Origin of the sequence: Allostreptomyces psammosilenae (assembly GCF_013407765.1) — a bacterium.
GTDB classification, from domain to species: Bacteria; Actinomycetota; Actinomycetes; order Streptomycetales; family Streptomycetaceae; genus Allostreptomyces; species Allostreptomyces psammosilenae.
This window is the reverse complement of sequence record NZ_JACBZD010000001.1, coordinates 1,395,433-1,420,252: the sequence shown is the minus strand read 5'-3', so window position 1 is coordinate 1,420,252 and position 24,820 is coordinate 1,395,433. Positions and strand designations below refer to the sequence as shown.

Below are 24,820 nucleotides of genomic sequence, written 5' to 3'. Positions count from 1 at the left end.
CCACTCCTCGTCCTCGCTTCGGTGTCCCGGCGAATCCGTCCGCCGCTCAGCCGAGTCCCCGCAGCGCGGGCAGCAGCTCGGCCTCGGCCCACTCGGTGAACGCCTCCTGGGCGTCGGCGCCGGCCTGGACCAGGGCCACGTGGGTGAAGCCGGCGTCCACGTAGGGCTTGACGCGGTCGACGAACAGTTGCACGTCGTTGCCGCACGGGATGGTCTCCGCGACGTCCTCCGGCCGGGTGAACTGGGAGGCGGCGGCGAACGCGGCCGTCCCCGGCAGCTCCGACATCACCTTCCAGCCGCCGCCGAACCACCGGAAGTAGCGGTGCGCCCGCTCCCTGGCGCGTTCCGGATCGGGGTCGTAGGAGACCGGGAGCTGGCCGATCCGGGGTTTGCCGGCGCCGCCGGCGTCGTCGAACATCTCGATCAGGGAGCGGTCGGCCTCGGTGGCGACCACGGCGTCGCCCAGGCGGCCGGCCAGTTCGCAGGACTGCCGGCCGGAGACGGCCACGGCGATCGGCGGCACCGGGTCGGGCAGGTCCCACAGCTTGGCGGAGTCGACGCGGTAGTGGGTGCCGTGGTGGTTGACGTAACCGCCGCGGAAGAGCGCGTGGATGATCAGCAGCGCCTCCTCCAGCCTCTCGTGGCGGACGTTGACCGGCGGCCAGCCCTGGCCGATGACGTGCTCGTTGAGGTTCTCCCCGGCGCCGACGCCGAGGGTGAAGCGTCCCTGCGACAGCAGCTGCACGGTCGCCGCCTTCTGCGCCACCACCGCCGGGTGGTAGCGGAAGGTCGGGCAGGTGACGTACGTCATCAGCCCGATCCGTTCGGTGGCTTGCGCCGCGGCGCCGAGGACCGACCAGGCGTAGGGCGAGTGGCCCTGTTCGTCGATCCACGGGAAGTAGTGGTCGGAGATCACCGAGAAGTCGAAGCCGGCCCGCTCCGCGCGGACGAGGTCCTCGACGAGCTGCCGGGGGCCGGCCTGCTCACACAGCATCGTGTAACCGTAGTGCGCCATGCGCCGGCGGCTTCCCTCACCATCCGCGACCAAACGCGCGCGCATGGGTGGCGCGGGCCCGGGTAGCGGCGCCGGCGCACGCCGGCGGGGCCGCTCCCGTCCGGGTGTCACGGAACTTCACACGACGGGTGAGAGGGAGACGGTGGCGCAGATGAACCAGGCCGGCAGCGGCGGTGTGGGTGGAGCGCGCGGGCAGGGCGGGGAGCTCGGCGGGGCCGGCCCGGACCCGAAGCAGGCGCAGATGGACGGCTTCACCCTGGAGACCGAGGGGACGTTCCTCACCACCGACCAGGGCGTGCGGGTCGACGACACCGACAACTCGCTGAAGGTCGGCGAGCGGGGTCCGACGCTGATCGAGGACTTCCACTTCCGCGAGAAGCTCACGCACTTCGACCACGAGCGCATCCCGGAGCGGGTGGTGCACGCGCGCGGTGCCGGCGCGTACGGCTTCTTCGAGCCGTACGAGTCGCTGGCCGAGTACACCTCGGCCGCGTTCCTCCAGGATCCCTCGGTGCGCACGCCGGTGTTCGTGCGCTTCTCCACGGTGGCCGGCTCCCGCGGCTCCGGGGACACCCCGCGGGACGTGCGTGGCTTCGCCACGAAGTTCTACACCTCGGCCGGCAACTTCGACCTGGTCGGCAACAACATCCCGGTGTTCTTCATCCAGGACGGCATCAAGTTCCCGGACTTCGTGCACGCGGTGAAGCCGGAGCCGGACCGGGAGATCCCGCAGGCGGCCTCGGCGCACGACACCCTGTGGGACTTCGTCCAGCTCCAGCCGGAGACCATGCACATGATGATGTGGCTGATGTCCGACCGGGCGATCCCGCGCAGCTTCCGCACCATGCAGGGCTTCGGGGTGCACACCTTCCGCTTCGTCAACGCCGAGGGCCGCGGCACGTTCGTGAAGTTCCACTGGAAGCCGCGCCTCGGGGTCCACTCGCTGGTGTGGGACGAGGCGCAGCAGATCATGGGGCGGGATCCGGACTTCAACCGGCGGGACCTGTGGGACTGCATCGAGGCCGGCCAGTACCCGGAGTGGGAGCTGGGGGTGCAGCTGGTGCCGGAGTCGGACGAGTTCGCCTTCGACTTCGACCTGCTGGACGCCACCAAGATCATTCCGGAGGAGCGGGTGCCGGTGCGGCCGATCGGCCGGATGGTGCTCAACCGCAACCCGCGGAACTTCTTCGCGGAGACCGAGCAGGTGGCGTTCCACCTCGGCAACGTCGTGCCGGGCATCGACTTCACCAACGACCCGCTGCTGCAGGCCCGGTTGTTCTCCTACCTGGACACCCAGCTGATCCGGCTGGGCGGGCCGAACTTCGCCCAGATCCCGGTGAACCGCCCGGTGGTGCCGTTCCGCACCAACCACCGGGACGGCTACGGGCAGTACGCCGTCTACCCGGGGAGGTCCAGCTACTCCCCCAACTCGACGGGGGGTGGCTGCCCGGCCCTGGCCGGGGCGGGCGGCGGCGCCTTCACGCACTACGCGGAGAAGGTCGAGGGGCACAAGATCCGCAGGCGCAGCGAGAGCTTCCAGGACCACTACAGCCAGGCCACGCTGTTCTGGAACAGCATGTCGGACTGGGAGAAGCGGCACATCGTGCAGGCGTTCCGCTTCGAGCTGGGGAAGGTGGAGCGGATCCACATCCGGGAGGGGGTGGTGGAGCACCTGAACTCGGTCGACCACGAGTTGGCGGTGGCCGTGGCGCAGGGCGTCGGCGTCGTGCCGCCGAGTTCGCCGGGCCGGGAGAACGTGGGGCTGTCCTCCCCGGCGCTGTCGATCGCCAACCTGGGTGGGAGTCCGGCGACGATCGCCACCCGGCGGATCGCGGTGCTGGCGGCGGACGGCGTGGACGCGAGCGCGGCGGAGCGGCTGCGGCAGGTGCTGGCCCAGCACGGGGCGGTGGTGGAGTTGCTGGGGCCGCGCGCCGGGATGCTGGCCGGGGAGGCGGGGGCGCAGGTGCCGGTGACCCGGGCGCTGTCCACGATGGCGTCCGTGCTGTACGACGCGGTGGTGGTGCCGGGCGGTGAGGCGTCGTGCCGGGCGCTGGCCGGCGACCCGCTGGCGGTGCGGTTCGTGCGGGAGGCGTACGAGCACGCCAAGCCGCTGGGCGGGCTGGGTGCCGGGGTGGCGCTGCTGGCCGAGGCGGCGCCGGGGGTGGCGGAGCTGCGGACGGCGGACGGTGCCCCCGGTGGCGTGGTGGTGGAGCACGGTGTGGTGACGGCGGCGGCTCCGGGGGCGCCGGCGGAGGACTTCCTGCGCCTGTTCATGGACGCCGTGGCGGCGCACCGGCACTTCGCCCGCCCGGGGATCGCCGCGTAGGGGGGGTGGTCGCGGGGCGGCCGGGCGTGGACGCGGCGGCCCGGGCGCCCCGGCTGCCGCTACACTGCGGCCATCTGTCGTTGGGGCCGCTGCCTGGGGGTGCGGCCGGGTGCCGCGGAAGGTTTGGGAACCATTCATCCGGACACGGGCTCTACGGGGCTGGGGCGTCGGGACGCGCCGCTGCGGATCCAGCGGACGTACGCGCCGGACGGGCTGCGGCTGAGCGGTGAGCTGGACCGGGACAACTGCGCCGCGGTGCGTGCGGCGCTGGCCGCCGGTGTCCGCGCGGACGGGGGTGACCTCCACCTCGACGTGGCCGGTCTGGTGTTCTGGGACGTCCACGGCATGCGTACGGTGGCCCGTGCGGCGGCGTCGCTGCCCGGTGGCGGACGCCTGGTGCTGCACGGTGCGTCCGCGCCGCTGCGGACGCTGTTCGAGCTGGCCGGCTGGGGCGAGGTCCCCGGCCTGATCTGGGCGCGGGAGGAAGAGCGGTGACCGACGTGAACCTGGCCGCGCACGGTTCCGGGGCGCACGTCGGATTCCGCCACGAGGCGTTCCTCTACTCGGGCCTGGCCGAGTTCACGGCGGGCACGGCGGCGTTCGTCCGGGACGCGCTGCGGGCGGACGAGGCGGTCCTGGTGGCGGTCACCGCGGAGAAGGTCGCGCGGTTGCGGGCGGAGCTGGGCGCGGACGCCGACCGGGTGGTCTTCGTCGACATGGAGGAGGTCGGGCGCAACCCGGGGCGGATCATCCCGGTGTGGCACGAGTGGGTGCGGGAGCGGACGGCGGAGGGGCGCGCGTTCCGCGGCGTGGGGGAGCCGATCTGGGCGGGGCGCACGCCGGCGGAGATCGTCGAGTGCCAGCACCACGAGTGGCTGCTGAACACGGCCTTCGAGGACGGCCCGGCGTGGTGGCTGATGTGCCCGTACGACACCGGGGCGCTGCCGGGTGACGTCGTGGAGCAGGCCCGGCACCGCCACCGCCACCTGCTGCGGTCCGGCGCCCACGAGGTGAGCGACAGCTACGGGCGGGCGGGGGCGGCCGCCACGCTGGACGGGGACGTGCTGCCCGAGCCGCGGACCCGCCCCCGGGAGCTGGCCTTCGGCCCCGGTGACCTGGCGGCGGTGCGCGCCGTGGTCTCCGCCCGTACCGCCGAGCTGGCGCTGCCGCCGGTGCGGGCGCAGGGCTTCGTGCTGGCCGTGAACGAGGCGGCGGCCAACAGCCTGGAGCACGGCGGCGGGAAGGGGCTGCTGCGGATGTGGTCCGAGGACGGCGCCCTGGTGTGCGAGGTCCGCGACGGCGGGCACATCGACCGGCCGCTGGTCGGGCGTGAGCCGCCGGTGCCGGCCAGCGCGGACGGGGGGCGCGGCGTGTGGCTGATGAACCAGGTGTGCGACCTGGTCCAGATCCGTTCGGCGGCCGGGACGGGAACCGTGGTGCGGCTGCACGTGCGCCACGGGTAGCGCGGGGGGGCCGGCACGACTTGTGGGTCCCCCGGGCCCGGCGGAGACTGCTGGGAGACCGGTCAACCCGCACCCTCCTCCGCGAGGAGTTGAGCGCCGTGGCCTCCAAGGCACTCCAACGCGTCAGGCTCATGGGGGAACACCTTCCGGCCGACCACCGTCTGGCCCGGGTCTACCGGTTCGGCGCGGCGCTGATGGGGCTGCTGCTGATCGGCTTCGGGGTGACGGGGTTCTGGGTCCGGGTGGCCTTCTTCGACACCCACGGCCGGGAGATCGCCGGCCTGAGCAGCAACGGCCTGCTCAGCGCGGTGTCGGTGGTGGTGGGGCTGGTGCTGGTCGCCGGCGGGGTGGTGGGCGGCAACGCCGCCTCGACGACCAACATGGTGGTCGGCGCGCTGTTCATCGTCAGCGGCTTCGTCAACCTCGCGGTGATGGAGACGTCGCTGAACCTGCTGGCCTTCCGCATGCCGAACGTCATCTTCAGCTGGCTGGTGGGGCTGCTCATCCTGATGTTCGGGATGTACGGGCGGGTGACCGGCGGCCTTCCGCACGACAACCCGTACTGGCGGTCCCGCCACCCGGAGCAGGCGGCCCGCGAGGACGAGGCGCGCCGGCACGGCCCGGGCCGGGGCGAGCTGCCCGGGGGTGGGGGCTGAGCGGTGCCCGCCGCGGGCGGCGTCGTCGGTGCGGCCGGATAGGGTTCACCGCGACGAGGAGGACTGCCATGCCGACCACCGACGCGGACGGATCCGACGGCCTGCCGCGCTGCGCCTGGGCGAACCGCGGCCCGGCGCTGATGCGCGAGTACCACGACCGCGAGTGGGGGATCCCGGTGCGTGACGAACGCGGGTTGTTCGAGCGGCTCTGTCTGGAGGGGGCCCAGGCCGGGCTGTCCTGGTTGACGATCCTGACCAGGCGGGAGGCGTACCGCGCGGCGTTCGCCGGGTTCGACGTGGACATCCTCGCGGACTGGCCGGACAGCCGGGTGGAGGAGCTGCTGGCGGACTCCGGCATCATCCGCAACCGCGCCAAGATCGCCTCGGTGCTGACCAACGCGCGCGCCGCCCGGCGGCTGCGCGAGGAGGCCGGTGGGCTGGACGCGCTGGTGTGGGGCGCGAACGGGGGTGTTCCGGAGCAGCCCGGCTACCCCGACGTGGCGCACGTCCCGGCGGCCACGGCGGCCTCCGAGGCGTTGAGCAAGGAGCTGCGGCGCAGGGGGTTCCGTTTCGTCGGGCCGGTCATCGTGGAGTCCCTGCGCACGGCGGCCGGGCTGGTCAACGCCCACACCACCGACTGCTTCCGGCACGCGGAGCTGGCCGCGCCGGCGGCCCGGCCCGCCGCCCCGGTCGCGCCCGCCGCGCCGGTCTCGGCGGCGGCCCCGGTGCCGGCGGGGACGGTGGGCACCGGGGTGCCGGGCGACCGGTAGCGGGCGCCGGGCCGCGCCAAGGCGTGGCGGCGCCGTCCGGTTCCCGTTGCCTCCCGCCGATTGATCACGATCCGACACCGAATGGACACGGTTCGGCCACCCCATGGTGCCCCGAGTCGGGTTACCCTGCCGGAGCGCGTACGCCCGTGCCCGGTCCGAGGGGCGCTTCCCACGCCGCCGCCCGAACCGCCCGGGCGCGCCGCGACGTCTCCCTCCGGTCCCAGACTCCGCAGGAGCCCCCCATGCTCACGCGCACCTACATGACAGGCGGCAAGGCTCGCGTCACCTTCCGGCTGCCCGCCGGCACACCGTTCGAGGCGGTCAGCGTCGTCGGTGAGTTCAACGCCTGGCAGCCGGGCCGCCACGAGCTCGTCCAGCGACGCGACGGCACCCGCAGCTGCACGGTCACCCTCTCCCCCGGCGCGCACCGCTTCCGCTACCTGGCGACCGGCGGGGTCTGGTTCGACGAGGAGCAGGCGGACCTGATCGACGCGCAGGGGTCGGTGATCAAGCTCTGACCGGACGGGGCCGTGGGCGTGCCCGCGGCCCCACCGCGGTCGGGCCCGTCAGGAGCGGGTCAGCGCCGCCCGGTAGGCGGCCAGCCCTTCCGGGCCGAGCAGCCCGGTGTAGGGGCCCGGGGCTCCGAGGCAGCATTCGTGGTCGCCGCCCTCCAGGGCGGCGAGGCGCCGGCCGAGCTCCACCGGATCGGGCCGGAGGTGCTCGCACAGCTCCAGGTGGACGTCGGCCAGCGTGCCGCCGATCTCCGCCGCCTCCTCCTCGTAGACCTCCCAGGCGTCGTTCAGGCAGGCCGCGAGGCCGCCCCAGACGCTTACCGCCCGCTCCACCAGGTCCAGCACGGCCGAGTCGGCCGGGCGCACCGTCAGCACCCGCAGCTCCTCGACGATCCGCCGACCCGCCACCGCGAGGCGGTGCGGTTCCCCGCCCCCGCCGTCATCGACCAGAGCGGCGGCCTCCTCCACCAGCCGGCGCACGCCGGCGAGTTCGGCGTCGTCCGGCACCCCCAGCGCCCCGGCCACGGCCAGCAGGTCGGTGGACAGCCGCCGGTCCCGCACGGCGTGCCGGGCCACCAGTTCGGCGAGCCGGGCGTGCGGCAGTGAGGCGGCCACCGCCCGCATCTCCTCCTCCGCCGTGCCGGAGCGCGCCGGGGCCGGCTCCGGTTCGGGCAGCGGACGGAACTCGATCTCCTGGTCGGCCACGGCGAGGGCGACCGCGACCGCGTGCGGGCAGAGCGTCTCGGCGAGTTCGCCGCCGGTGCAGTCGCACTCCCCCACCGGCCGGCCGGACCGCACCCCGACCCAGACCTGCCACTCCTGGCCACCGTGGCGGACGTCGGCCGAGGCGCCGCCGTAGGCCGCCCCGGCCCCCAGCACCGCGCCCTGCTCCCACAGGCCCCGTCCGGTGCGGAAGGCCCGCTCGCCGGCCGCGGCCCGCACGTCTTCCACTGCCATCCCGCTTCGCGTGCTCACCGCAGCATTCAACCGGGATTCGGCGCGCGCCGCGGCCGATTCGGCGTCAGTGGTCATCGCCGCCGCGGGATTCGGTGTCGGGCAGCGGCAGGAAGGGGCTGGGGGTGCCGCTGTAGGAGACGTGCAGCGCCTCCCGGGCGCGGGTGCAGGCCACGAAGAGCAGGCAGCGTTCGGCCAGCAGGTCGGCCTCGTGCTGGAGCGGGTCGAGTTCGGGCGGGGTGATCGCCTTGGGCGCGGGCAGGGCCGCCGCGGTCACCCCGGCGACCGCCACGCAGCGGAACTCCAGGCCCTTCATGGCGTGCATGGTGGCGATCCGCACGCCGGGGGCGTCGGCCGGCGGGGCGTCGCGCAGCGCGACCACGGGGATGCCCTCCGCCTCCAGGCGCTGCCGCACCCGTTCCCCGTGGTCGTGGAAGCGCGTCGCCACGGCGATCTCGGCGGGGCGCACGTCCGCCTCCGTCCAGGCGCGGACCTGCCGGGCGACCGCGTCGAGTTCCTCGGTCACCGAGGCGGTGCCGCGCAGCACCGGCCGTTCCCCGCGCAGCGCGGAGCGGTAGCCGAGCAGGTCGTCGCGGCCGTCGCCTTCGAGGTCCTCGATCCGCTCGCCGGTGAGCAGGGCGGTGGCCCAGCTCAGGATCTCCTCGGTGCTGCGGTAGTTGATCCGCAGCCGGGTGGAGCGTCCGGTGACGTTGATGCCGAGGGAGCGCAGCGAGACCCGGCAGTCGTAGATGCGCTGGTGCGGGTCGCCGGCGATGAACAGGTCGTCCGGGCCGGGTGGGACGGCCGCGCGGAGCACCCGCCACTGGGCCGGGTGCAGGTCCTGCGCCTCGTCCACCACGACGTGCCGGTAGGGGGGCGGTGTTCCGGGCCGGCCGAGCAGTCGGGCGGCGTCCTCGCAGATCTGCAGGTAGGTGCGCCGGTCCTCCACGGCGAGTTCGCCGGTGAACTCCTCCACCGCCCGCCACAGCCGGGCGCGTTGCAGCGGGCCCAGCCGGCTGCCGCGTCCGGCGCGGGAGGCCCGCAGGTACTCCTCGGAGGTGGTGACGCCCTGTCCGAGGACGACGTGCCGGTACTCCAGCGCCAGGAACTGCTCCGACCAGGGCAGTTCCAGCTTGGCCGCGATGCGCTGCCAGCGCAGCCGCTCCTGGCGGCTGTCCACCATCTCGGGCGTGCGGCCGGTCGCGCGCCGGACGACGCGGTGGGCGAGGGTGTTGACCGTGATCACGTCCACCAGTGGCAGCAGTCGGGGGTCGTCGACGAGCGAGTCGAGGGACTCCCGCAGCGCGGCGGCGAGCGCGTTGGTGTAGGTGGTGAGCAGTACGCGTTCGGGGCTCTCCCGCTCGCCCTGGCGCTCCAGCAGGTGCCTGACCCGGTGGAGTGCGACGACGGTCTTGCCGGTGCCGGGGCCGCCGGAGATCTGGGCCGGCCCGGCGTAGCTCGGCCGGTAGGCGACCCGGCGCTGCGCGGGGTGCAGGAAGATCCGCCAGGCGGCGAACGGTTTGGTGAGGATGTCCTGGAGTTCGCGCGGGCCGGAGACCAGGGCGATGCGGCTGCGGGTGTGGGTGATGGCGGTGCTGAGGTCGTCGGGGTCGTGGGGTCCGGGCGCGGTGGGCCGGCGGACGGCGACGACGTCCCGCCAGACCTCCTCGGGGGTGAAGCCCTCGGCGAGGAACTGCAGCACCTCGAACTGGTCCTCGGGCAGGTAGGCGCCGAAGACCTCCAGCTGGCCCTTGTCGACCAGGGTGCGGGCGACCCGCAGCACGTGGTCGTCGATGCCGAGCCGGCGCAGGTCGGCGTCGGAGACGCCCTGGAGCAGGCGGGTGGCGGTGGCGCCGGCGGTGCGTTCGAAGGTGGGGGTGAGGGTCTCCAGGGCCTCCACGTTGCGCACCTCCAGGCCGCGCGTGGCGGAGTTCACCGACGCGACGTGCCGCACGGCCCAGGCGTTGGCCTTGTCGTGGTGGGCGACCTTGAGCAGGACGTAGGTGTCGCCGCCGTCGTCGGGGGCGAGGACGACGCCGCGCCACGCCTGGTTGATCCGGATGGTGCGGATGCGCGGGTCCCGGGCGCGGGCGAGTTGTTCGAGGCGCAGGCCGCGGTCGGAGAGGAGTTCGGTGACGGTGAGCGCCTGGAACTTGGCCATGACCTCGCGCACGCCCTTGCGGACCGTCTTCTCCAGGCGCTCGTACTCCTCGAAGAAGGAGCTGGCGAAGGCGAGTTGGGGCATGCTCCGGCGTCCTCCCGCTCCGGTTCACCGTCCGGGTGGGCGCCCGGCTGGCCCTACCCTAGCCAGCGCGGCACGCGGTGGGGGGTGGAGCGGTCGCGGCCCGCACGCCGCCACGGTGCGGGCCGCGACCACTCCGGTTCGGGGGCCCGCTACACGGCGAGCTCCAGGGCCGGCAGGGCGTCGTGGACGGCCGCCGGCAGGAGGGTCTCGGTGACGCCGCCGGCGTCGACCGCGGCGGATTGCGCGTGCGCGGTGGTGGCGCCGGCGCCGAGCACCAGCCCGGCGACGACCACGGCGACCGCGAACAGGCGTCGAACGCTGCGAACACTGATCATGACGGTAGGTTTCCTTCCCCCCGCCCCCGGAGTCCCCCGAGGGCGGCCCAGCGGACACGGACCCTTCGGCGGGCCGCCTGGCGTGCGGCCTCGCCCGTTGCAACGATCATCGGCCGATCGGGTTACGAGGCCCGGTCCGCCGGGACGTCACGGACGGGGGTGATCGGCGTCCGGTCGCGTCCCGAACGGTGATCGACTCATCCGGTCCCGATCCGGATCCGCCGTGGCAGACTTCCAGCATGTGGGAGGCAGAGGAAGTGGACGGCGTCGCCCGGGACGCCGGTGACGGGGGGTCGCCGTGGCGGCCGGACGTGCTCGGTGAGGGCTACCAGGCGCGCACGCTGCCGCTGCGGCCCGACGAGGAGGGGGAGGTCGTCGCCACGCTGGTCCGGCGCTGGGCCGGGGGGCGTCCGGGGACGACCCGGCGGGCGGTGCTGTACCTGCACGGGTTCGTGGACTACTTCTTCCAGACCGGGCTGGCGGACTTCCACGCCGAGCGCGGCTGGGACTTCTACGCCCTGGACCTGCGCAAGTACGGGCGCTCGCTGCGGCCGCACCACACGCCGAACTACGTCCGCAGCCTCGCGGCCTACGCGGAGGAGCTGGACGAGGCGGTGCGGATTATCCGGGAGGAGGACGGTCACGACGTCGTCCTGGCCAACGCCCATTCCACCGGCGGGCTGATCCTGCCGCTGTGGGCGCACCACCGGGCGGGGCGCGGGCTGGTCCAGGGGCTGATCCTGAACAGCCCGTTCCTGGAGCTGAACGCCGACCTGGTGACCCGCCGGGTGGCGTCGCGCGGGGTGGAGCTGATCGCCCGGCGGTCGCCGCTGTGGCGGGTGCCGAGCACGCTCAACGTGCACTACGGGCACAGCCTGCACCGCTCGCACCGCGGCGAGTGGGAGTACGACCTGCGCTGGAAGCCGGTGGAGGCGTTCCCGGTGGTGGCCGGCTGGCTGGCGGCGGTGCGGCGCGGGCACCGGGAGGTGGCGCGCGGGCTGGCGGTGGACGTGCCGATCCTGTCCATGTCCTCGACGGCCAGCGGGCGGGTGAAGGTGTGGGACGAGTCCATCCGGCAGCTGGACGCGGTGCTCGACGCCGAGGCGATCGCCCGGCTGGCCGTGCGACTGGGGCGGCACGTCACGGTGGTGCGGATCGAGGGCGGCATCCACGACCTGGTGCTCTCCGCCGAGCCGGTGCGGCGGCAGGTGTACGCCGAGATGGCCCGCTGGATCGACGCCTACCTGGCGTAGGCGGGGCGGGGCGCGGGGCGCGGGGACGGGGGCGGGGCGCGGGGGTCGCGGATGGCCGGCGGGGCGCGTAACGCGAGTGCAATGCCCATGACATGACCGAACAACATCCGCGGTGAATTCTGCGACTCGAAAGATCTATTCCGCTTTCCGGTTCGCAGGAGTCCCCGTGTCCACTGTCGACTCGTCACCCCCCACCGCCCCGGGCGGCACCACCGCCACGGGCGCCAAGCACCCGGTGGACCAGGTTCCCCCGGTCTCCCGCCTGTTCGTCCTCGGCCTGCAGCACGTGCTGGCCATGTACACCGGCTGCGTCACGGTGCCGCTGGTCTTCGGGGCCGCGGTCGGTCTGGACACCTCGACCATCGGGCTGCTGATCAACGCCGACCTGCTGGTGGCCGGCATCGTCACGGTGATCCAGTCGCTGGGCGTCGGCCGCCTCCTCGGCGTCCGCCTGCCCGTGGTGGCCGGCGCCACCTTCGCCGCCGTCTCGCCGATGATCCTGATCGGCAACGAGTACGGCATGCCGGCGCTGTACGGCGCCATGCTGGTCGCCGGCGTCTTCGGCCTGGCCCTCGCCGTCCCGTTCGCCCGCGTCGTGCGCTTCTTCCCCCCGCTGGTCAGCGGCACCGTGGTGACGGTGATCGGGCTCTCGCTGATCGGCGTCTCCGGCGGGCTCATCGTCGGCAACGACCCCGAGGCGGCCGACTACGCCTCGCCGCGCAACCTCGCCCTGGCCGCCGGGATCGTCGTGGTGATCGTGGCGATCAGCCGGTGGGGCCGCGGGCTGGTCGCCCAGCTCGCCGTGCTGATCGGGCTGGTGCTGGGCACGCTTGTCGCGCTGCCGATGGGGCTGACCGACTTCTCCACCGTCGGCGACGCCGCGTGGATCGGGCTGGCCGCGCCCTTCCACTTCGGCCCGCCGGAGTTCCACGTCGCGGCGATCGTCGCGATGTGCACGGTGATGCTGGTGATCTTCACCGAGTCCACCGCCGACATGCTGGCCGTGGCGGACATGACCGGGCGCCGGCTCTCCCGCGCCGACCTGGCCCGCGGGCTCGCCGCCGACGGCCTGTCCGGCCTGCTGGCCGGCTCGATGAACTCCTTCCTGGACACCGCCTTCGCGCAGAACGTCGGCCTGGTGGAGATGAGCCGGGTGCGCAGCCGCTTCGTGGTGACGGCGGCCGGCGTGATGCTCTTCCTGCTGGGCCTGGTGCCCAAGCTCGGCGAGGTGGTCGCCTCGCTCCCCGCGCCGGTGGTGGGCGGCGCCGGACTGGTGATGTTCGCGACGGTGACGGCCGTGGGCATCCGCACGCTGCGCACGGTGAGCTTCGAGAACAACTCCAACCTGCTGATCATCGCCGTCTCCATCGGCGTGGGCATGCTCCCCGAGGCCGCCCCGGACATCTACAGCAACCTGCCGCGGGAGGTGGAGACCATCGCGGGCAGCGCCATCACCAGCACCGTGATCGTCGCCTTCACGCTGAACCTGCTGTTCAACCACGGCCCGGGCAGCCGCCTCCGGGACGACGGCACCGCCAAGGCCGCGACGCCCCCGGCCGGACCCGCCGCGCCGACCGACGGGCGGGCGGAGGGCGGAGCGGGCCACGGCGGCGCCGACGCCGCCCCGACACCGACCACCTCCGCCGCCGGCTCCTAGGCCCCCGCCCCCGCCGCCCCGCCCGCTCAGGCGCCCGCTCAGACGGCCGCCAGCCGGCCCACCAGCCAGTCTGCGGTGTCCGGGAGCCAGGCCCACCGGGCGTTCTGCACCAGGTGGTCGCCGTCCGGCACCAGCAGGTACTCCCCCTCCGGGGCGAGGTGGGCCAGCGGGGCGCCGTTGGCCACGCCCGGGATGACGTCGCCGCCGCCGTCCACCACCCGCAGCGGGCAGTCGATGCCGGCCGCGAAACCGGTCACGTCCACCGCGCGGGCGAACCGCCGGGCCGCCGCCCGCCCGCCGGCGCGCTGCACCAGGGTCTCCACCACGTAGGGCGCCAGCGCGTCCCACTCCAGCGTGGACGGTCCACTGACCGTGACGGCGGCCCGGATCCGCGGGTCGCGGGCCGCGGAGAGCGCCCCGTAGAAGCCGCCCAGGCTGAGCGCGAGCACCCCGACCCGCTCCAGGTCGAGCCCGTCGTGCTCCTTGAGGGCGTCCAGGGCGCCGGCGACCACCCGGTGGTACTCGGGTTGCAGCACGGTGGTGGCGGCCAGCCGGCCCTGCCCGGGCCCGTCGATGGCCAGGACGGCCACGCCCCGGACGAGCAGTTCGTCGGCCATCGTGTGGAACTCGACGGCGGTCGAGTCCATGCCGGGGACCAGGACCACCACGCCGGCCGCCCCCGCCTCCTCCCCCGCCCGAGCGCCCGGGCGGGGGCGCGGCCGTGGTCGGCGCAGCACGCCGCGGAAGCCGGTCTCCGGGTCCTCCTGCACCAGCACGGCGGCGTCCGGATCGAGGTGGCCCAGCGCCGCGTGCCAGCACTCCTCGGCCTCCGCGGCCGCCGCCGCGGCCGTCTCCCGGTCCGGGTGCGGCAGCACGGTGGCGAAGTGGCACCACCGCGCCGCGTGCTGGAACGCCTGCCCGGCGGAGCGCCGCCGTCCGTCGGCGGCGGCCTCCTCGGCCCGCGCCCGGTGCGCCCGGCCGGTGGCCAGGAAGCGGGCCGGCCAGTCCCGCAGTCGAGCGAGCCCGCCGGTGACCGTGTCGTACTGGTGCCCGTCGATCCCGGAAGCGATCGCGCGGGAGCGGGTGAGCCGGGCGAACACGGGCAGCATTCCGGGGGTGTCGACGTAACGGGGCATCGCGCCGGACTCCTTCACATGAGTAACCATCAGCATGCGTAACGCTATCAAAGCTTTGATGCCCCTAAAGGTCTTTGCGAACATCCAGATCTGTACGATGGCCGAATGGATATGCCAGCCGGGGACCGCTTGGGGGTCGTCCTCAAGCGCGTCGAGCAGGAACTCATGGCTGCCAAGCACGCCGCGGTGCGGGCCGCCGGGTTGACCGTCCCCCAGTACGCGGCGCTGTTCGCCCTCGCCGACTCCCCCGGCATCTCCGCGGCCGCGCTGGCCCGCGCCTGCCTGGTGACCCCGCAGGCGATGACCGTGGTGCTGCGCAACCTGGAGGAACGCGGCCTGGTGGAGCGCAGCCGCCACCCCTGGCACCGCAGCGTCCTGGAGACCCGGCTCACCGAGCGGGGGCTGGCCGCCCTGCGCCTGGCCGACGAGCGCGCGGTGCGGATCGAGCGCCGGATCAGCGCGGCGTTCACCCCGGAGGAACGGGCCACGCTGCGCGACTACCTGGAGCGCTGTTCGCGGGCGATCGCGGCGGATTCGGACACCGCCGCCGACCAGGACGTGGGGAGCGGGACCGCGGCCCTGGTCACCCCGGAGGCGTGACCTCCCGCGCGGACCGGGCGGCCGGCCGGCGAGGGTGACGCGACCGCGACCGGTGACCGTGGCCCGCCAGGGGGCTCACGGGGCCGCGCCGCACGGGCCCGCCCCCGCCGGAGCCGTCGCGGGGACGGGCTGTGTGCTGTGACGGTAGCCCCTTCGGCGGTGGCGGCGCCCACCGCCGACCACAGTTCACCCGAACGGGTGACCCGGTGCGTCGGACGTGGTCGTCAGCAGTGGGCCGCGGACACCGGGGTGGCGGCCGCGGGGGTGGCGGCCGCCGCGCCGGGCAGCGCGCGGGCCAGCGCCGCGACGAAGGCGTCCGAGGTCGCGCGGTCCCGCACGGCGACGCGGATCCAGTCCGGGCCCAGCCCCGGGAAGGTGTCGGCACGGCGCACCGCCCAGCCGGCGTCGCGCAGCGCCCGCCGCGTCGACTCGCCGCGGCCGTCGGGCAGACGGAGCAGCAGGAACGATCCGGCCGCCGGGGTGACCGGCCGCACGCCCGGCACCGCCCGCAGCGCGGCCAGCAGGTGCTCGCGGTCCCCGGTCAACGCCGCCGCGGCGCGCTCGGCCTCGGCGAGCGCGCCCGGCGTGACGCAGGCGACGGCGGCGGCCAGGGCGGGGGTGGACAGCGGCCACAGCGGCTGCGCGTCCCGCAGCGCGGTCACCGTCGGCTCGTCGGCCAGCAGGTAGCCCACCCGCAGGCCGGCCAGCCCCCACGTCTTGGTCAGGCTGCGCAGCACCACCAGGCCGGGCAGGTCCCGCCGGCCGGCCAGCGACTCGCGCTCGCCGGGCACCGTGTCGACGAACGCCTCGTCCACCACCAGGGTGCGGCCGGGGCGGGCCAGCTCGGCCAGCGCGGCGGCCGGATGGAGCACCGAGGTGGGATTGGTGGGGTTGCCCACCACCACCAGGTCGGCCTCGGCCGGCACCGCCGCCGGATCCAGCCGGAAGCCGTCCTCCGGGCGCAGCAGCACCCGTCGGACGGCGTGTCCGGCGGCCCGCAGGGCGGCCTCCGGCTCGGTGAACTGCGGGTGGACGACGGCCGCGTGACGGGGCCGCAGGACGCGGGCCAGCAGCACGAACGCCTCGGCGGCGCCGGCGGTCAGCAGCACCTCGCCGGGCGGGCGGCCGTGCCGGGCGGCGACCGCGCGGTGGGCCGGAGCGGCGTCGGGGTAGGCGGCCAGGTTCTCCATGGCGCCGGCCAGCACCCGGCGCAGCCAGGGCGGGGGCGTGCCGGCGCGGACGTTGACGGCGAGGTCGACCAGGCCGGGCGCGACCTCCGCGTCGCCGTGGTGGCGCAGCGCGGTCTCGTCCACCGCCGGGGCGGTGGGGGCGTCGCGGGGTGCGGCCGGGGGCGCCGGGGCGGGGGCGGCCGGGGCCTGGGTCTCAGTGGCCATGGCCGTCGGCCCCGTGGGGGTGGGGGGCGTGGGGGCCGTGGTCGTGGTGGTGTCCGTGATGGTGGGAGTGCCCGTGGTGGTGTCCCGGGTCGTCGGGGTGGTGGTGGGGCTGCTGGGGCGCGCCGACGCGCTCCTCGAAGCCGGGCAGCGAGACCCGGTAGATGCAGGTGTCGCAGTTCATCCGCAGGTCGCCCCGGAGGGTCTCCCGGTACCGCTCGACCACGAGTTCGGCGAGTTCCTCGGTGGCGCCCATGACGTCGGCGACCCGCAGGTCCACCTCCGGGTGGCGGGCGCCCCACTGGTGCGACTGCTCCACCACCCGGTCCGGCAGGACGCCGGTGAACAGGAAGTACGGCAGCACCACGACGCGCTCGGCGCCCAGCCGGCGGCAGCGGTCCAGCCCGGCGGGCACGTCCGGATCGGCCAGCGAGACGAACGCGGTCTCCACCCCGGCCAGGCCGCGTCCCTCCCACAGCAGCCGGGCGACCTTGTACACCTCGGCGTTGGCGTCCGGGTCGCTGGAGCCGCGGCCGACCAGCAGGACGGTGGTGCCGGCGCGGTCGGCCGGGTCCAGCACCGCGTCGAGCCGGCGTTCCAGCACGGCCAGCAGGTTGGGGTGCGGCCCGAGCGGGCGGCCGTAGCCGTAGCGGATGCCCGGGTGGCGGAGCCGTTCCCGGTGCAGCGCCGCGGGGATGTCGCCCTTGGCGTGTCCGGCCGAGACCAGCACGAGCGGCACCGCGGCGAAGTCCCGCACGCCCTCCCCGACCAGGTCGGCGACGGCGTCGGCCAGCGGCGGGGCGGACAGTTCGATGAAGCCGCCGCCGACCGGCACTCCGGGGAGCCGGCCGCGCAGCGACTCGACGAAGTCCCGGAAGGCGTCGGCGCCGCCCTCGTCGCGGGTGCCGTGCCCGACCAGCAGCAGGGCCGGCGGTTCGGTGCGGTCCGCCGGGGCGGCCGGCGGACGCGTCTCGGACGGGGAGGGCGTCGCGGACGGGGAGGGCGGGGTCATGTGCGGCGGTCCTTTCTGGGGCCCGGTCGGCCGGGCGGCCGGCGCCGGTGGGCGCGCACCGGCGGTGTCGTTCGGGCGGGGCGGCGGAGGCGGTCGCGGGCGGGCGCCCGGCTCGGGCGGTCAGACGGCGTAGAGCAGGGCGTTGACCGCGGCGGCGGCCACGGCCGAACCGCCCTTCTCGGAGCGGTTGGTGACCGAGGGGAGTCCGCTGGCGCGCAGGTGCTCCTTGGACTCGGCGGCGCCGACGAAGCCGACCGGCATGCCGACGACCAGCGCCGGCCGGGCGTCCAGCCGGATCAGTTCCTCCAGGGCGGTGGGGGCGCAGCCGACCACCCACACGGCGCCCGGGCCGACCTCGTCGAGGGCGAGGCGCACGGCGGCGGCCGAGCGGGTCAGTCCGTCGCCGGCGCTCGCCTCGCGCACCCGGCACAGGGCGCGCCGGGCGGTGATGCCGGCGGCCACCATCTCCACGTCGGCGACGATCGGCGCGCCGGCGCGCAGCGCCCGCACGGCCGCGGCGAGGTGTTCCTCCTGGCAGACGGTCTCGTCGAGGTAGTCGAGGTCGGCGCTGGCGTGGATCACCCGTTCCACGACGGCGCGGGTGAGCGGCGGCAGGTGGGAGGTGTCCACCCGGGAGCGCAGGATGCGGTAGGACTCCTGCTCGATGGGGTGCACGACGCGGGTCATCGGCGAACGCTCCTCGGGGCGGACGGGGCGGCGGTGGCGGACGGGGCGGCGGCGGTCGCGGGGGTGCGGGCGGGGGTGGTCGGGGCGGTCGGGGTGGTGAACTCGATGGCGTCCACCGGGCAGACCTCGACGCACTCGCCGCAGCCGGTGCACGCCCGCGCGAGCACCAGCAGGGGTGCGCCGTGCGGGCGGATGGCGCGTTCCGGGCAGGTCAGCAGGCAGGCGCCGCAGCCCTGGCAGCGGGTGGTCACGGTCACGGCGGCGGTCATTCCTGCCACCGGTAGCCGCGCGGGGTGACGACGCGTCCGGCCACGACGCGGGTGGCGGTGTTGCCGACCACGACGACGGTGGTCATGTCGACGATGGTCACGTCCAGCTCGCCGAGCGTGGTGACGGTGGTGCGCTCGTCGGCCCGGGTGGCGCCGTGCACCACGCCCACCGGGGTGGCGGGGTCGCGGTGCTCGCCGAGGATGGCCAGCGCTGCCGGGAGCTGCCAGTCGCGCCCGGCGCTGCGCGGGTTGTAGAAGGTGACGACGAAGTCGCCCTCGGCCGCCGCCCGGACCCGGCGCTCGATGACCTCCCAGGGGGTGTGCAGGTCGGACAGGCTGATCGAGGCGTGGTCGTGGCCGAGCGGGGCCCCGAGGATGGCGGCGGCCGCCGCGGCGGCGGTGATCCCGGGGACGCCGACGACGTCGATGTCGTCGCCCGCCTGCTGGAGCGCGGGCGAGGCCATCGCGTAGACGCCGGCGTCGCCGCTGCCGATCAGCGCCACGGCGTGGCCCCGCTCGGCGAGGCGCACGGCGGTGCGGGCGCGCTCCTCCTCCGCGCCGAGGCCGCTGGCCAGCACCCGGGTACCGGGGCGCAGCAGGTCGCGGATCTGCTCGACGTACTGGTCGAGGCCGACCAGGTGGGAGGCGCGGCGCAGCTCGGCGCGGGCGCGCGGGGTGAGCAGGTCGCGGGCGCCGGGGCCGAGGCCGACCAGGGCCAGCCGGCCGCGCGGCCGGCGCCGGGCGACGGCCACCGTGCACATGGCGGACTTCCGCTTGGGGACGGCGAGTTCGGCGCCGTCGCCGGCGGAGGCGAGGGCGGCGGCCTCGCTGACGCTGGGTGTGCCGACGGCGCCGCGGACCACCTCGGAGGGGTTGGGCACGGTCACGGCGGCCAGGGCCTCGACGGGGTGGAGGTCGAGCGGGAGGCCGAGTTGTTCGGCCGCGGCGAGCAGGCCCTCCTCGTCGGCCTTGAGGTCGACGGTGGCGAGCCGGTCGACGCTGTCCGGGGACAGGCCGGCCTCGCGCAGCGTGGTGGCGACGAGGTGGAGGACCTCCTCGGCCGCAACGCCGCGGGAGGCGCCGAGACCGAGCACCAGGGAGGCGGGGCGGAGCACCGCGACGGGTGCTTCCGGCGGCACGGCGAGGGCCGGGCCGGGCCGGTCGCCGCCTCCCGGCGGGGCGTCCGGAGCCTCCGGGGCGTCCGGGGTCCGCGGCGCGGCGGGGTCGGGGTGTCCGGCGCCGGTGGTGCGGTCGGTGACGCGGAGCACGGCGGCCGGGGTGGCGCCGGCCGGGAAGGCGTACCCGGGCCGGACGTTCTCCGGTAGGGGCGGCAGCGGCAGGAACCGCCCGTCGACGGTGTCCTGTTCCAGCAGCACCGGGAGGCCGTCGAGCACGGCGCGGGTGACCGCGGCGAGGTCGCCGCCGGCCGGCATGCCGAGGGTGTCCAGGCCCGGGACGCCGGCGGCGTCGGTGGCGGTGGTGACGACCGCTCGGGCACCCAGCACCTCGGCGACCCGGGCGGCGAGCGCGTTGGCGCCGCCGGCGTGGCCGCCGAGCAGCGCGACGGCGTGCCGGCCGGCCTCGTCCACGCAGACCACGGCGGGGTCGGTGGTCTTCTCCCCGAGCAGCGGGGCGAGGACGCGGACGGTGGCGCCGGTGGCCAGGAAGGCGACCACGGCGCGGCACTCGGCGAAGGCGGTGCGCAGCGCGGGGCCGACCGGGCCGTCGTAGCGCCGGGTGTGGTCCGGCCAGGCGGCGGCGAGGCGGTCACCGGCGGCCCGGCCCGCCGCCGTCGCGGCCACCAGGCCGATCGGTCCGGTGGCGCGGTCAGTGGCGTGGCTCACGGCTGTTCTCCTGGCGGTGCGGTGTGGTCGCGGTGCTGCCGCGGGTGGTGGGGGACGGGTGGGGTGGCGGGTGCCGGCGGTGCGTCGGCGCGGGCCCACCCGCCGGCGTGGTCCGGCTCGGGGACGGGCCCGGGCCCGGGCGCGGGCGGGTGGTCGCGCACGCCCCACAGCACGAACACCGGGTTGGTGGCGGCCAGCCGCCAGGCGTCGCCGGGCAGCGGGGCCAGTCGGGAAGACTGCAGCAGCACCCCGTCCACGGCCAGCCCGGCCGCGCCGAGCGCCGCCCGCGCGGCCGGTACCCGGTCGATCGCGGCGAGGGTGACCACCACGGCCCGCCGGGCGACGGCCGCGCAGGCGGCCACGGCGTCGATCCCGCCGCCGCCGACGAAGACGGCGTCCGGGGCGCCGCCGGAGGCGGTCAGCTCGGGCAGCGCCTCGGGGGCGCTGCCGTGCACCACGGTGACCGGCACGCCGTGCGCGGCGGCGTTCGCGGTGATCCGCCGGACCTGCTCGGGGTCGCGTTCGACGGCGGTGACGGCGGATCCGAGCCGGGCGCACTCCACCGCCACCGAGCCGGAGCCGGAGCCGATGTCCCACACCAGGGTGCCCGGGCGCGGCGCGAGGCGGGCGAGCGCCAGCGCCCGCACCTCGGCCTTGGTGATCATGGAGTCGCGGTGTTCGAAGGCGTCCTCGGGCAGCGCCCAGCCGGGGTGCGGGCCCGGCGGCCGGCCGGCGCCCCCGGTCGGGGCGTCGCCGGGGCGCGGCGGGCCGGCCAGCGCGGCGGGGCGGGGGGAGAGCCAGCGGGCCGGATCCGGGTCCAGGCAGAGCACGACGCTGACGGCCGGCCAGTTGCGGGCGGCGGCCTGCTCGGGGGTGACCCGTTCCAGGCGCTCGCCGGGCCCGCCGAGGTCGGTGCCGACCACCAGCAGGCGGTCGGTGCCGCGCAGCGCGGCGCCGAGTTCGGCGGGGCCGGCTCCCGGGCCGGTGAGCACGGCCGTCTTCGGGTGGGCCCGGCAGACGTTCACGGCGGTGCGCAGCTCCCGCCCGTGGGCGCTCACCACCGCGGCGTCGTCCCAGGTCAGTCCGGTACGCGCGAAGGCGCGGGCGACGGAGGGCACGGAGGGGTGCACGTCGAGGGCCTCGGCGCCGAAGCGCTCGGCGAGCGCCCGGACGATGCCGAAGAACCCCGGGTCGCCGGAGGCCAGCACGACCACCTGCCCGTCCCCGCCGCGCAGCCGCTCGGCCACCGCGTCCAGCGCCGGGGCCAGCGGCCCGAGGACGACGCGCCGCGTCCCCGGGGGGACGGCGGCCGCGGCCGGGTGCTCCGTCAGGTGGCGCCGCGCGCCCAGCAGCAGCGTGGCGCGTCCCAGGGCCTCGCGGGCGGCCGGGGGCACCGTCTCGCCGGGCGAGGTGCCGCAGCCCAGCACGGTGATCCGCGCCCGGCCGGTGGGGCCGGCGGCGGGGGCGGGGCCGTGCGGACGGGGGGTCAGGGCAGGCATGGCAGCAGCCCTCCGCCGTGCGCGGCGACCATGGTGCGGCCGGTGAAGTCGACCATGGCCGCCTCGCCCCGCACGCGGCCCTCGGTGAACCGCTCCATGACCTCCGCCACCCTCCGGCACAGCTCGTAGCCGGCCACCGGGAGCAGCCCGGCGGCCTCCCACAGCTCGTAGGCGTGGCGGCCGGTGTTGGCCACGGCGACCTCGGCGGCCAGGTCGTCGCCGCCGCCCACCGCCCGGGTGATCTCGGCGAGCACGCCGACGTCCACCTTGGAGCGGGTGTAGTGGGTCATCAGGATCCCGGAGGCGATCTTGGTCAGTTTGCCCACCATGCCGACGAAGGCGACGGTCGGCACGCCGTGTTCGACCGCGCGGCGCAGCGCGGCGCCGGTGAAGTCGCCGACCTCGATGAAGCTCACCTCCGGCAGCTGGGGCAGGGCGTCCATGGCGCCGCGCTCGGTGCGCCCGCCGGTGCACAGCACCACGGCCGGCGCCCGCTGCGCGGCGGCGACGGAGACGGCCTGCTCGACGCTGGAGCGCCAGGAGGCGGTGGAGAACGGGCGGACGATGCCGGTCGTGCCGAGGATGGAGATGCCGCCGATGATGCCGAGCCGGGCGTTCGTGGTCTTGCGGGCCATCCGCTCGCCCTCGGGCACGCTGATCGTCACCTGGAGTCCTTCCCGCTCCAGGTCGACGACCTCGCCCACCGCGCGGGTGATCATCGCGCGGGGCGTGGGGTTGATGGCGGGGCCGCCCACCTCCAGGCCGAGGCCGGGCTTGGTGACCACGCCGACGCCGACGCCGCCGTGCAGGTCGAGGCCGGGCTCGGCGCGGCGGGTGACGGTCGCGGTGATGTGCGCCCCGTGGGTGACGTCGGGGTCGTCCCCGGCGTCCTTGACCACCACGGCCTCGGCCCGGCCGGGGCGGAGCAGTTCGCAGCGTTCGGTGGCGAAGGTGACGCGGCGGCCGGAGGGCAGCGCGACCTCCACGACCGGCTGCGGCCGGCCGGTGACGAGGTGGAGGGCGGCGGCGCGGGCCGCCGCCGAGGCGCAGGTGCCGGTGGTCCAGCCGGTGCGCAGGGCGCGCGGGCGGACCTTGGCGGTGCGCGGCAGATCGGGTTCGCGCAGCTCGGGGCCGTCGCTGGTCATCGCCGCGTCACTCCTGGGCGGCCGTGTCCGGGCGCGCCGCGGCGGCGGGCTCGGCGCCGGGGCGCTCACCGCCCGTGCGCTCCTGGCGCAGTCTCCGGCGGGCCTGCCGGTCGGCCCTGCGGTACTCGTGGAAGTGGCCGGGGTGGTAGAGGTGCGAGCGGGTGCCGCCGGCCGTGAGCGCCGGGCCGACCAGGAAGAGGGTGTGCTTCCACAGCCGGTGCTCCCGCACCGTGGCCTGCAGGGTGTCCACGGTGCAGTGCACCAGCAGCTCGTCCGGCCAGGTGGCCCGGTAGGCGATGATCACCGGGGTGTCCGGGCGGTAGCCGCCCTGGAGGAGTTCCTCGGCGAGCTGGCCGGAACGGGCGGCGGACAGGAAGATCGCCATGGTGGTGCCGTGCCGGGCGAACTCGCGGATCTCCTCGCCGGGGGGCATCGGCGTCTTGCCGCCGCCGAGCCGGGTGAGGATCACCGACTGGGCCACCTCGGGGACGGTCAGCTCGCGCTGGGCCAGGGCGGCGACGGCGGAGAAGGCGGACACGCCAGGGACGATCTCCACCTCCAGGCCGAGGTCGCGGCAGCGGTCGAGCTGCTCCTGCACCGCACCCCACAGCGCGGGGTCGCCGGAGTGCACGCGGGCGACCCGGCGGCCCTCGGCGGCGGCGCGCGCGTAGTGGTCGAGGACGCCCTCCATGGGGACGAGCGAGGAGTCGACGATCTCGGCGTCCGGCCGGGCGTGTTCCAGGACGTCCGCGGAGACCAGGCTGGCGGCCCAGATGACGGTGTCGGCCTCGGCGATGGCCCGGGCGGCGCGGAAGGTGAGCAGGTCGGCGGCGCCGGGGCCGGCGCCGACGAAGGTGACCTTGCCCCGGCCGGCGGCGGGAGCGACCGCGCCGGTGGCCGGGGCGTGGTCGGGGAGGGACTCGGGGGCGGGGAGGGACTCGGGGGCGATCACAGCTTGTCTCCTCGGCCGTCCCGCCGGGCGGGGGCGATCAGCGTGGACAGGTAGGGCAGCCGGGCGCCCTGGGGCAGGTCGGCGACCGGTGTCACCCGCTCGTCGGGCAGGCCCAGCGCGCTGCCGCACACGGCGCCGTCCAGCCGGCCGGTCTCGGCCAGGACGGCGGCGAGCTGGTCGGTGAGCCGGCCGAACTTGTAGGCGGCGACGGTGCCGGGCAGGTCGAGCGCGCGGCGCAGGGTGTCCAGGCCGGCGGTGAGCGGCACCAGGGTCAGCGGCTCGGTGCCCTCGGCGAGGACGGTGCCGCTGCGCGCGGCGAGGTCCTGCATGGCGGTGATGCCGGGGACGGTCTCCACCCGGACCTCGGGCAGCAGGGCGGAGACGGTCTCGGCCAGGTAGGTGAAGGTGGAGTAGACGTTGGGGTCGCCGATGGTGGCGAAGGCGACGGTGCGGGCGGCGCCCGCCCCGGCGTCGTCGTCGGTTCCGCGCAGCAGCCGGGCGACCTGGCGGCCGGCGGCGTCCCAGGTGCGCTCCCGCAGGGCGCGGTCCTCGCGCTCGTGCAGGGCGAAGACGACGCGGACCACGCGGTCCGGGTCGTCGAGGTGGTGGCGGACGGTCGCCTCGGCGCGGCCGGTCTCCCCGGTGTCCCCGACCGGGACCACGACGGTGTCGGCCTCCCGGAGGATCCGCACGCCCCTGAGGGTCACCAGTTCGGGGTCGCCGGGACCGACCCCGACGCCGATCAGGCGCGGCGCCGGGCGCGGTGCGCTGGCGTCGCCACGGGTATGGCTGCTGGACGGCATGGCGGATCGAGCCTCCGGGGTTTCCTCGCCCACGAGGGACATGACGGCACGGCAGCCGAGTGTCCTGGCTCCCGGATCGACGCTCGCCCCCGGCCTTCCAGCGGACGCATCCGCCGTGGCGCACGGTGGGGGGTTCACTCCCCGGTGACAGTGGCGGGACCGCTCCGGACTCGCACCGGATTCCTCGCATCGCTGCCGCAAGGTGGTATCCGACCACGTGGGAGCGGGTTCCGTCAAAAGCCGGGCGCGGCGCGCCGCGGCGGCGCGGCGGCAGGTCAGGGCCCCGAGGCGACCAC

General features: G+C 75.8%; 23 protein-coding genes and 1 riboswitch. Of the genes, 9 read left to right on the top strand and 14 right to left on the bottom strand.

What is annotated here, in order from left to right:
* Positions 1-46 precede the first annotated feature (46 nt).
* Complete coding sequence (locus FHU37_RS05605) at positions 47-1,015, bottom strand: LLM class F420-dependent oxidoreductase (RefSeq protein ID WP_179813105.1); 969 nt, start codon at positions 1,013-1,015, stop codon at positions 47-49.
* A 241-nt stretch (positions 1,016-1,256) separates the two neighbouring features.
* Here FHU37_RS05605 and FHU37_RS05600 point away from each other — a divergent pair, with 241 nt between their 5' ends.
* From FHU37_RS05600 to FHU37_RS05575, 6 genes are all read left to right on the top strand, one after another.
* Positions 1,257-3,341: a catalase gene (locus FHU37_RS05600; protein WP_179816046.1), complete on the top strand. Its 2,085-nt coding sequence runs from the start codon at positions 1,257-1,259 to the stop codon at positions 3,339-3,341.
* A 123-nt stretch (positions 3,342-3,464) separates the two neighbouring features.
* Positions 3,465-3,836 carry an STAS domain-containing protein gene (locus tag FHU37_RS05595; RefSeq protein ID WP_179813104.1) on the top strand — a complete coding sequence of 124 codons (372 nt, stop codon included), beginning with the start codon at positions 3,465-3,467 and terminating at the stop codon, positions 3,834-3,836.
* Positions 3,833-4,804, top strand: coding sequence for an anti-sigma factor RsbA family regulatory protein (locus tag FHU37_RS28885; protein WP_179813103.1), 972 nt, complete (start codon positions 3,833-3,835; stop codon positions 4,802-4,804). Before FHU37_RS05595 ends, FHU37_RS28885 begins: the two co-directional genes overlap by 4 nt.
* 131 nt (positions 4,805-4,935) lie before the next feature.
* Entirely contained in the window at positions 4,936-5,460 is a 525-nt protein-coding gene (locus FHU37_RS05585) for a DUF4383 domain-containing protein (protein WP_179816045.1), read from the top strand.
* Positions 5,461-5,528: 68 nt separating this feature from the next.
* Positions 5,529-6,230 (top strand): DNA-3-methyladenine glycosylase I, encoded by a 702-nt coding sequence (locus FHU37_RS05580; RefSeq protein ID WP_179813102.1) that lies wholly within the window; start codon positions 5,529-5,531, stop codon positions 6,228-6,230.
* A 242-nt stretch (positions 6,231-6,472) separates the two neighbouring features.
* Positions 6,473-6,748, top strand: a complete 276-nt coding sequence (locus tag FHU37_RS05575) for an isoamylase early set domain-containing protein (RefSeq protein ID WP_179813101.1) — start codon at positions 6,473-6,475, stop codon at positions 6,746-6,748.
* Between the two features lie 48 nt (positions 6,749-6,796).
* Here FHU37_RS05575 and FHU37_RS05570 read toward each other — a convergent pair whose 3' ends face one another.
* The 3 genes from FHU37_RS05570 to FHU37_RS05560 all read right to left on the bottom strand — a co-directional run bounded on the left by FHU37_RS05570 (position 6,797) and on the right by FHU37_RS05560 (position 10,276).
* Entirely contained in the window at positions 6,797-7,717 is a 921-nt protein-coding gene (locus tag FHU37_RS05570; protein WP_179813100.1) for a hypothetical protein, read from the bottom strand.
* Positions 7,718-7,763: 46 nt separating this feature from the next.
* Positions 7,764-9,941, bottom strand: a complete 2,178-nt coding sequence (locus FHU37_RS05565) for a UvrD-helicase domain-containing protein (protein WP_179813099.1) — start codon at positions 9,939-9,941, stop codon at positions 7,764-7,766.
* A gap of 149 nt (positions 9,942-10,090) precedes the next feature.
* Complete coding sequence (locus FHU37_RS05560) at positions 10,091-10,276, bottom strand: hypothetical protein (protein ID WP_179813098.1); 186 nt, start codon at positions 10,274-10,276, stop codon at positions 10,091-10,093.
* A 239-nt stretch (positions 10,277-10,515) separates the two neighbouring features.
* Here FHU37_RS05560 and FHU37_RS05555 point away from each other — a divergent pair, with 239 nt between their 5' ends.
* Both FHU37_RS05555 and FHU37_RS05550 read left to right on the top strand, forming a co-directional pair.
* Entirely contained in the window at positions 10,516-11,529 is a 1,014-nt protein-coding gene (locus FHU37_RS05555; RefSeq protein WP_179813097.1) for an alpha/beta hydrolase, read from the top strand.
* 166 nt (positions 11,530-11,695) lie between these two features.
* Positions 11,696-13,186 (top strand): nucleobase:cation symporter-2 family protein, encoded by a 1,491-nt coding sequence (locus FHU37_RS05550; protein WP_312892442.1) that lies wholly within the window; start codon positions 11,696-11,698, stop codon positions 13,184-13,186.
* 38 nt (positions 13,187-13,224) lie between these two features.
* On the opposite strand, the gene FHU37_RS28880 is transcribed toward FHU37_RS05550, so the two are convergent.
* Complete coding sequence (locus FHU37_RS28880; protein ID WP_281394600.1) at positions 13,225-14,322, bottom strand: alpha/beta hydrolase family protein; 1,098 nt, start codon at positions 14,320-14,322, stop codon at positions 13,225-13,227.
* A 105-nt stretch (positions 14,323-14,427) separates the two neighbouring features.
* Here FHU37_RS28880 and FHU37_RS05540 point away from each other — a divergent pair, with 105 nt between their 5' ends.
* Complete coding sequence (locus FHU37_RS05540; protein WP_246449583.1) at positions 14,428-14,922, top strand: MarR family winged helix-turn-helix transcriptional regulator; 495 nt, start codon at positions 14,428-14,430, stop codon at positions 14,920-14,922.
* Between the two features lie 224 nt (positions 14,923-15,146).
* Here the strand turns inward: FHU37_RS05540 and cobC are convergent, their stop codons facing one another.
* From cobC to cobI, 9 genes are all read right to left on the bottom strand, one after another.
* Positions 15,147-16,316: an Rv2231c family histidinol phosphate aminotransferase CobC gene (cobC, locus tag FHU37_RS05535; protein WP_179813096.1), complete on the bottom strand. Its 1,170-nt coding sequence runs from the start codon at positions 16,314-16,316 to the stop codon at positions 15,147-15,149.
* On the bottom strand, positions 16,306-17,325 hold the full coding sequence (locus tag FHU37_RS05530) for a sirohydrochlorin chelatase (protein WP_179813095.1): 1,020 nt from the start codon (positions 17,323-17,325) through the stop codon (positions 16,306-16,308). The genes cobC and FHU37_RS05530 overlap by 11 nt, the downstream gene beginning before the upstream one ends.
* A 120-nt stretch (positions 17,326-17,445) precedes the next feature.
* Entirely contained in the window at positions 17,446-18,012 is a 567-nt protein-coding gene (locus FHU37_RS05525; RefSeq protein WP_179813094.1) for a precorrin-8X methylmutase, read from the bottom strand.
* Positions 18,009-18,269 carry a 4Fe-4S dicluster domain-containing protein gene (locus FHU37_RS05520; protein ID WP_312892440.1) on the bottom strand — a complete coding sequence of 87 codons (261 nt, stop codon included), beginning with the start codon at positions 18,267-18,269 and terminating at the stop codon, positions 18,009-18,011. Before FHU37_RS05520 ends, FHU37_RS05525 begins: the two co-directional genes overlap by 4 nt.
* 8 nt (positions 18,270-18,277) lie before the next feature.
* Entirely contained in the window at positions 18,278-20,125 is a 1,848-nt protein-coding gene (gene cobJ / locus FHU37_RS05515; RefSeq protein ID WP_312892439.1) for a precorrin-3B C(17)-methyltransferase, read from the bottom strand.
* Positions 20,122-21,624: a precorrin-6y C5,15-methyltransferase (decarboxylating) subunit CbiE gene (gene cbiE, locus FHU37_RS05510; RefSeq protein ID WP_179813092.1), complete on the bottom strand. Its 1,503-nt coding sequence runs from the start codon at positions 21,622-21,624 to the stop codon at positions 20,122-20,124. Before cbiE ends, cobJ begins: the two co-directional genes overlap by 4 nt.
* A complete protein-coding gene (locus tag FHU37_RS05505; RefSeq protein ID WP_179813091.1) occupies positions 21,612-22,769 on the bottom strand; it encodes a cobalt-precorrin-5B (C(1))-methyltransferase in 1,158 nt (385 codons plus the stop codon). Before FHU37_RS05505 ends, cbiE begins: the two co-directional genes overlap by 13 nt.
* Positions 22,770-22,776: 7 nt before the next feature.
* On the bottom strand, positions 22,777-23,721 hold the full coding sequence (gene cobM / locus FHU37_RS05500; protein ID WP_312892438.1) for a precorrin-4 C(11)-methyltransferase: 945 nt from the start codon (positions 23,719-23,721) through the stop codon (positions 22,777-22,779).
* The gene (cobI, locus tag FHU37_RS05495; protein ID WP_179813090.1) at positions 23,718-24,524 is read right to left on the bottom strand and encodes a precorrin-2 C(20)-methyltransferase; all 807 of its coding nucleotides are present in this window, start codon (positions 24,522-24,524) and stop codon (positions 23,718-23,720) included. The genes cobM and cobI overlap by 4 nt, the downstream gene beginning before the upstream one ends.
* A gap of 37 nt (positions 24,525-24,561) precedes the next feature.
* Positions 24,562-24,735: riboswitch (cobalamin riboswitch) on the bottom strand.
* Between the last annotated feature and the right edge of the window lie 85 nt (positions 24,736-24,820).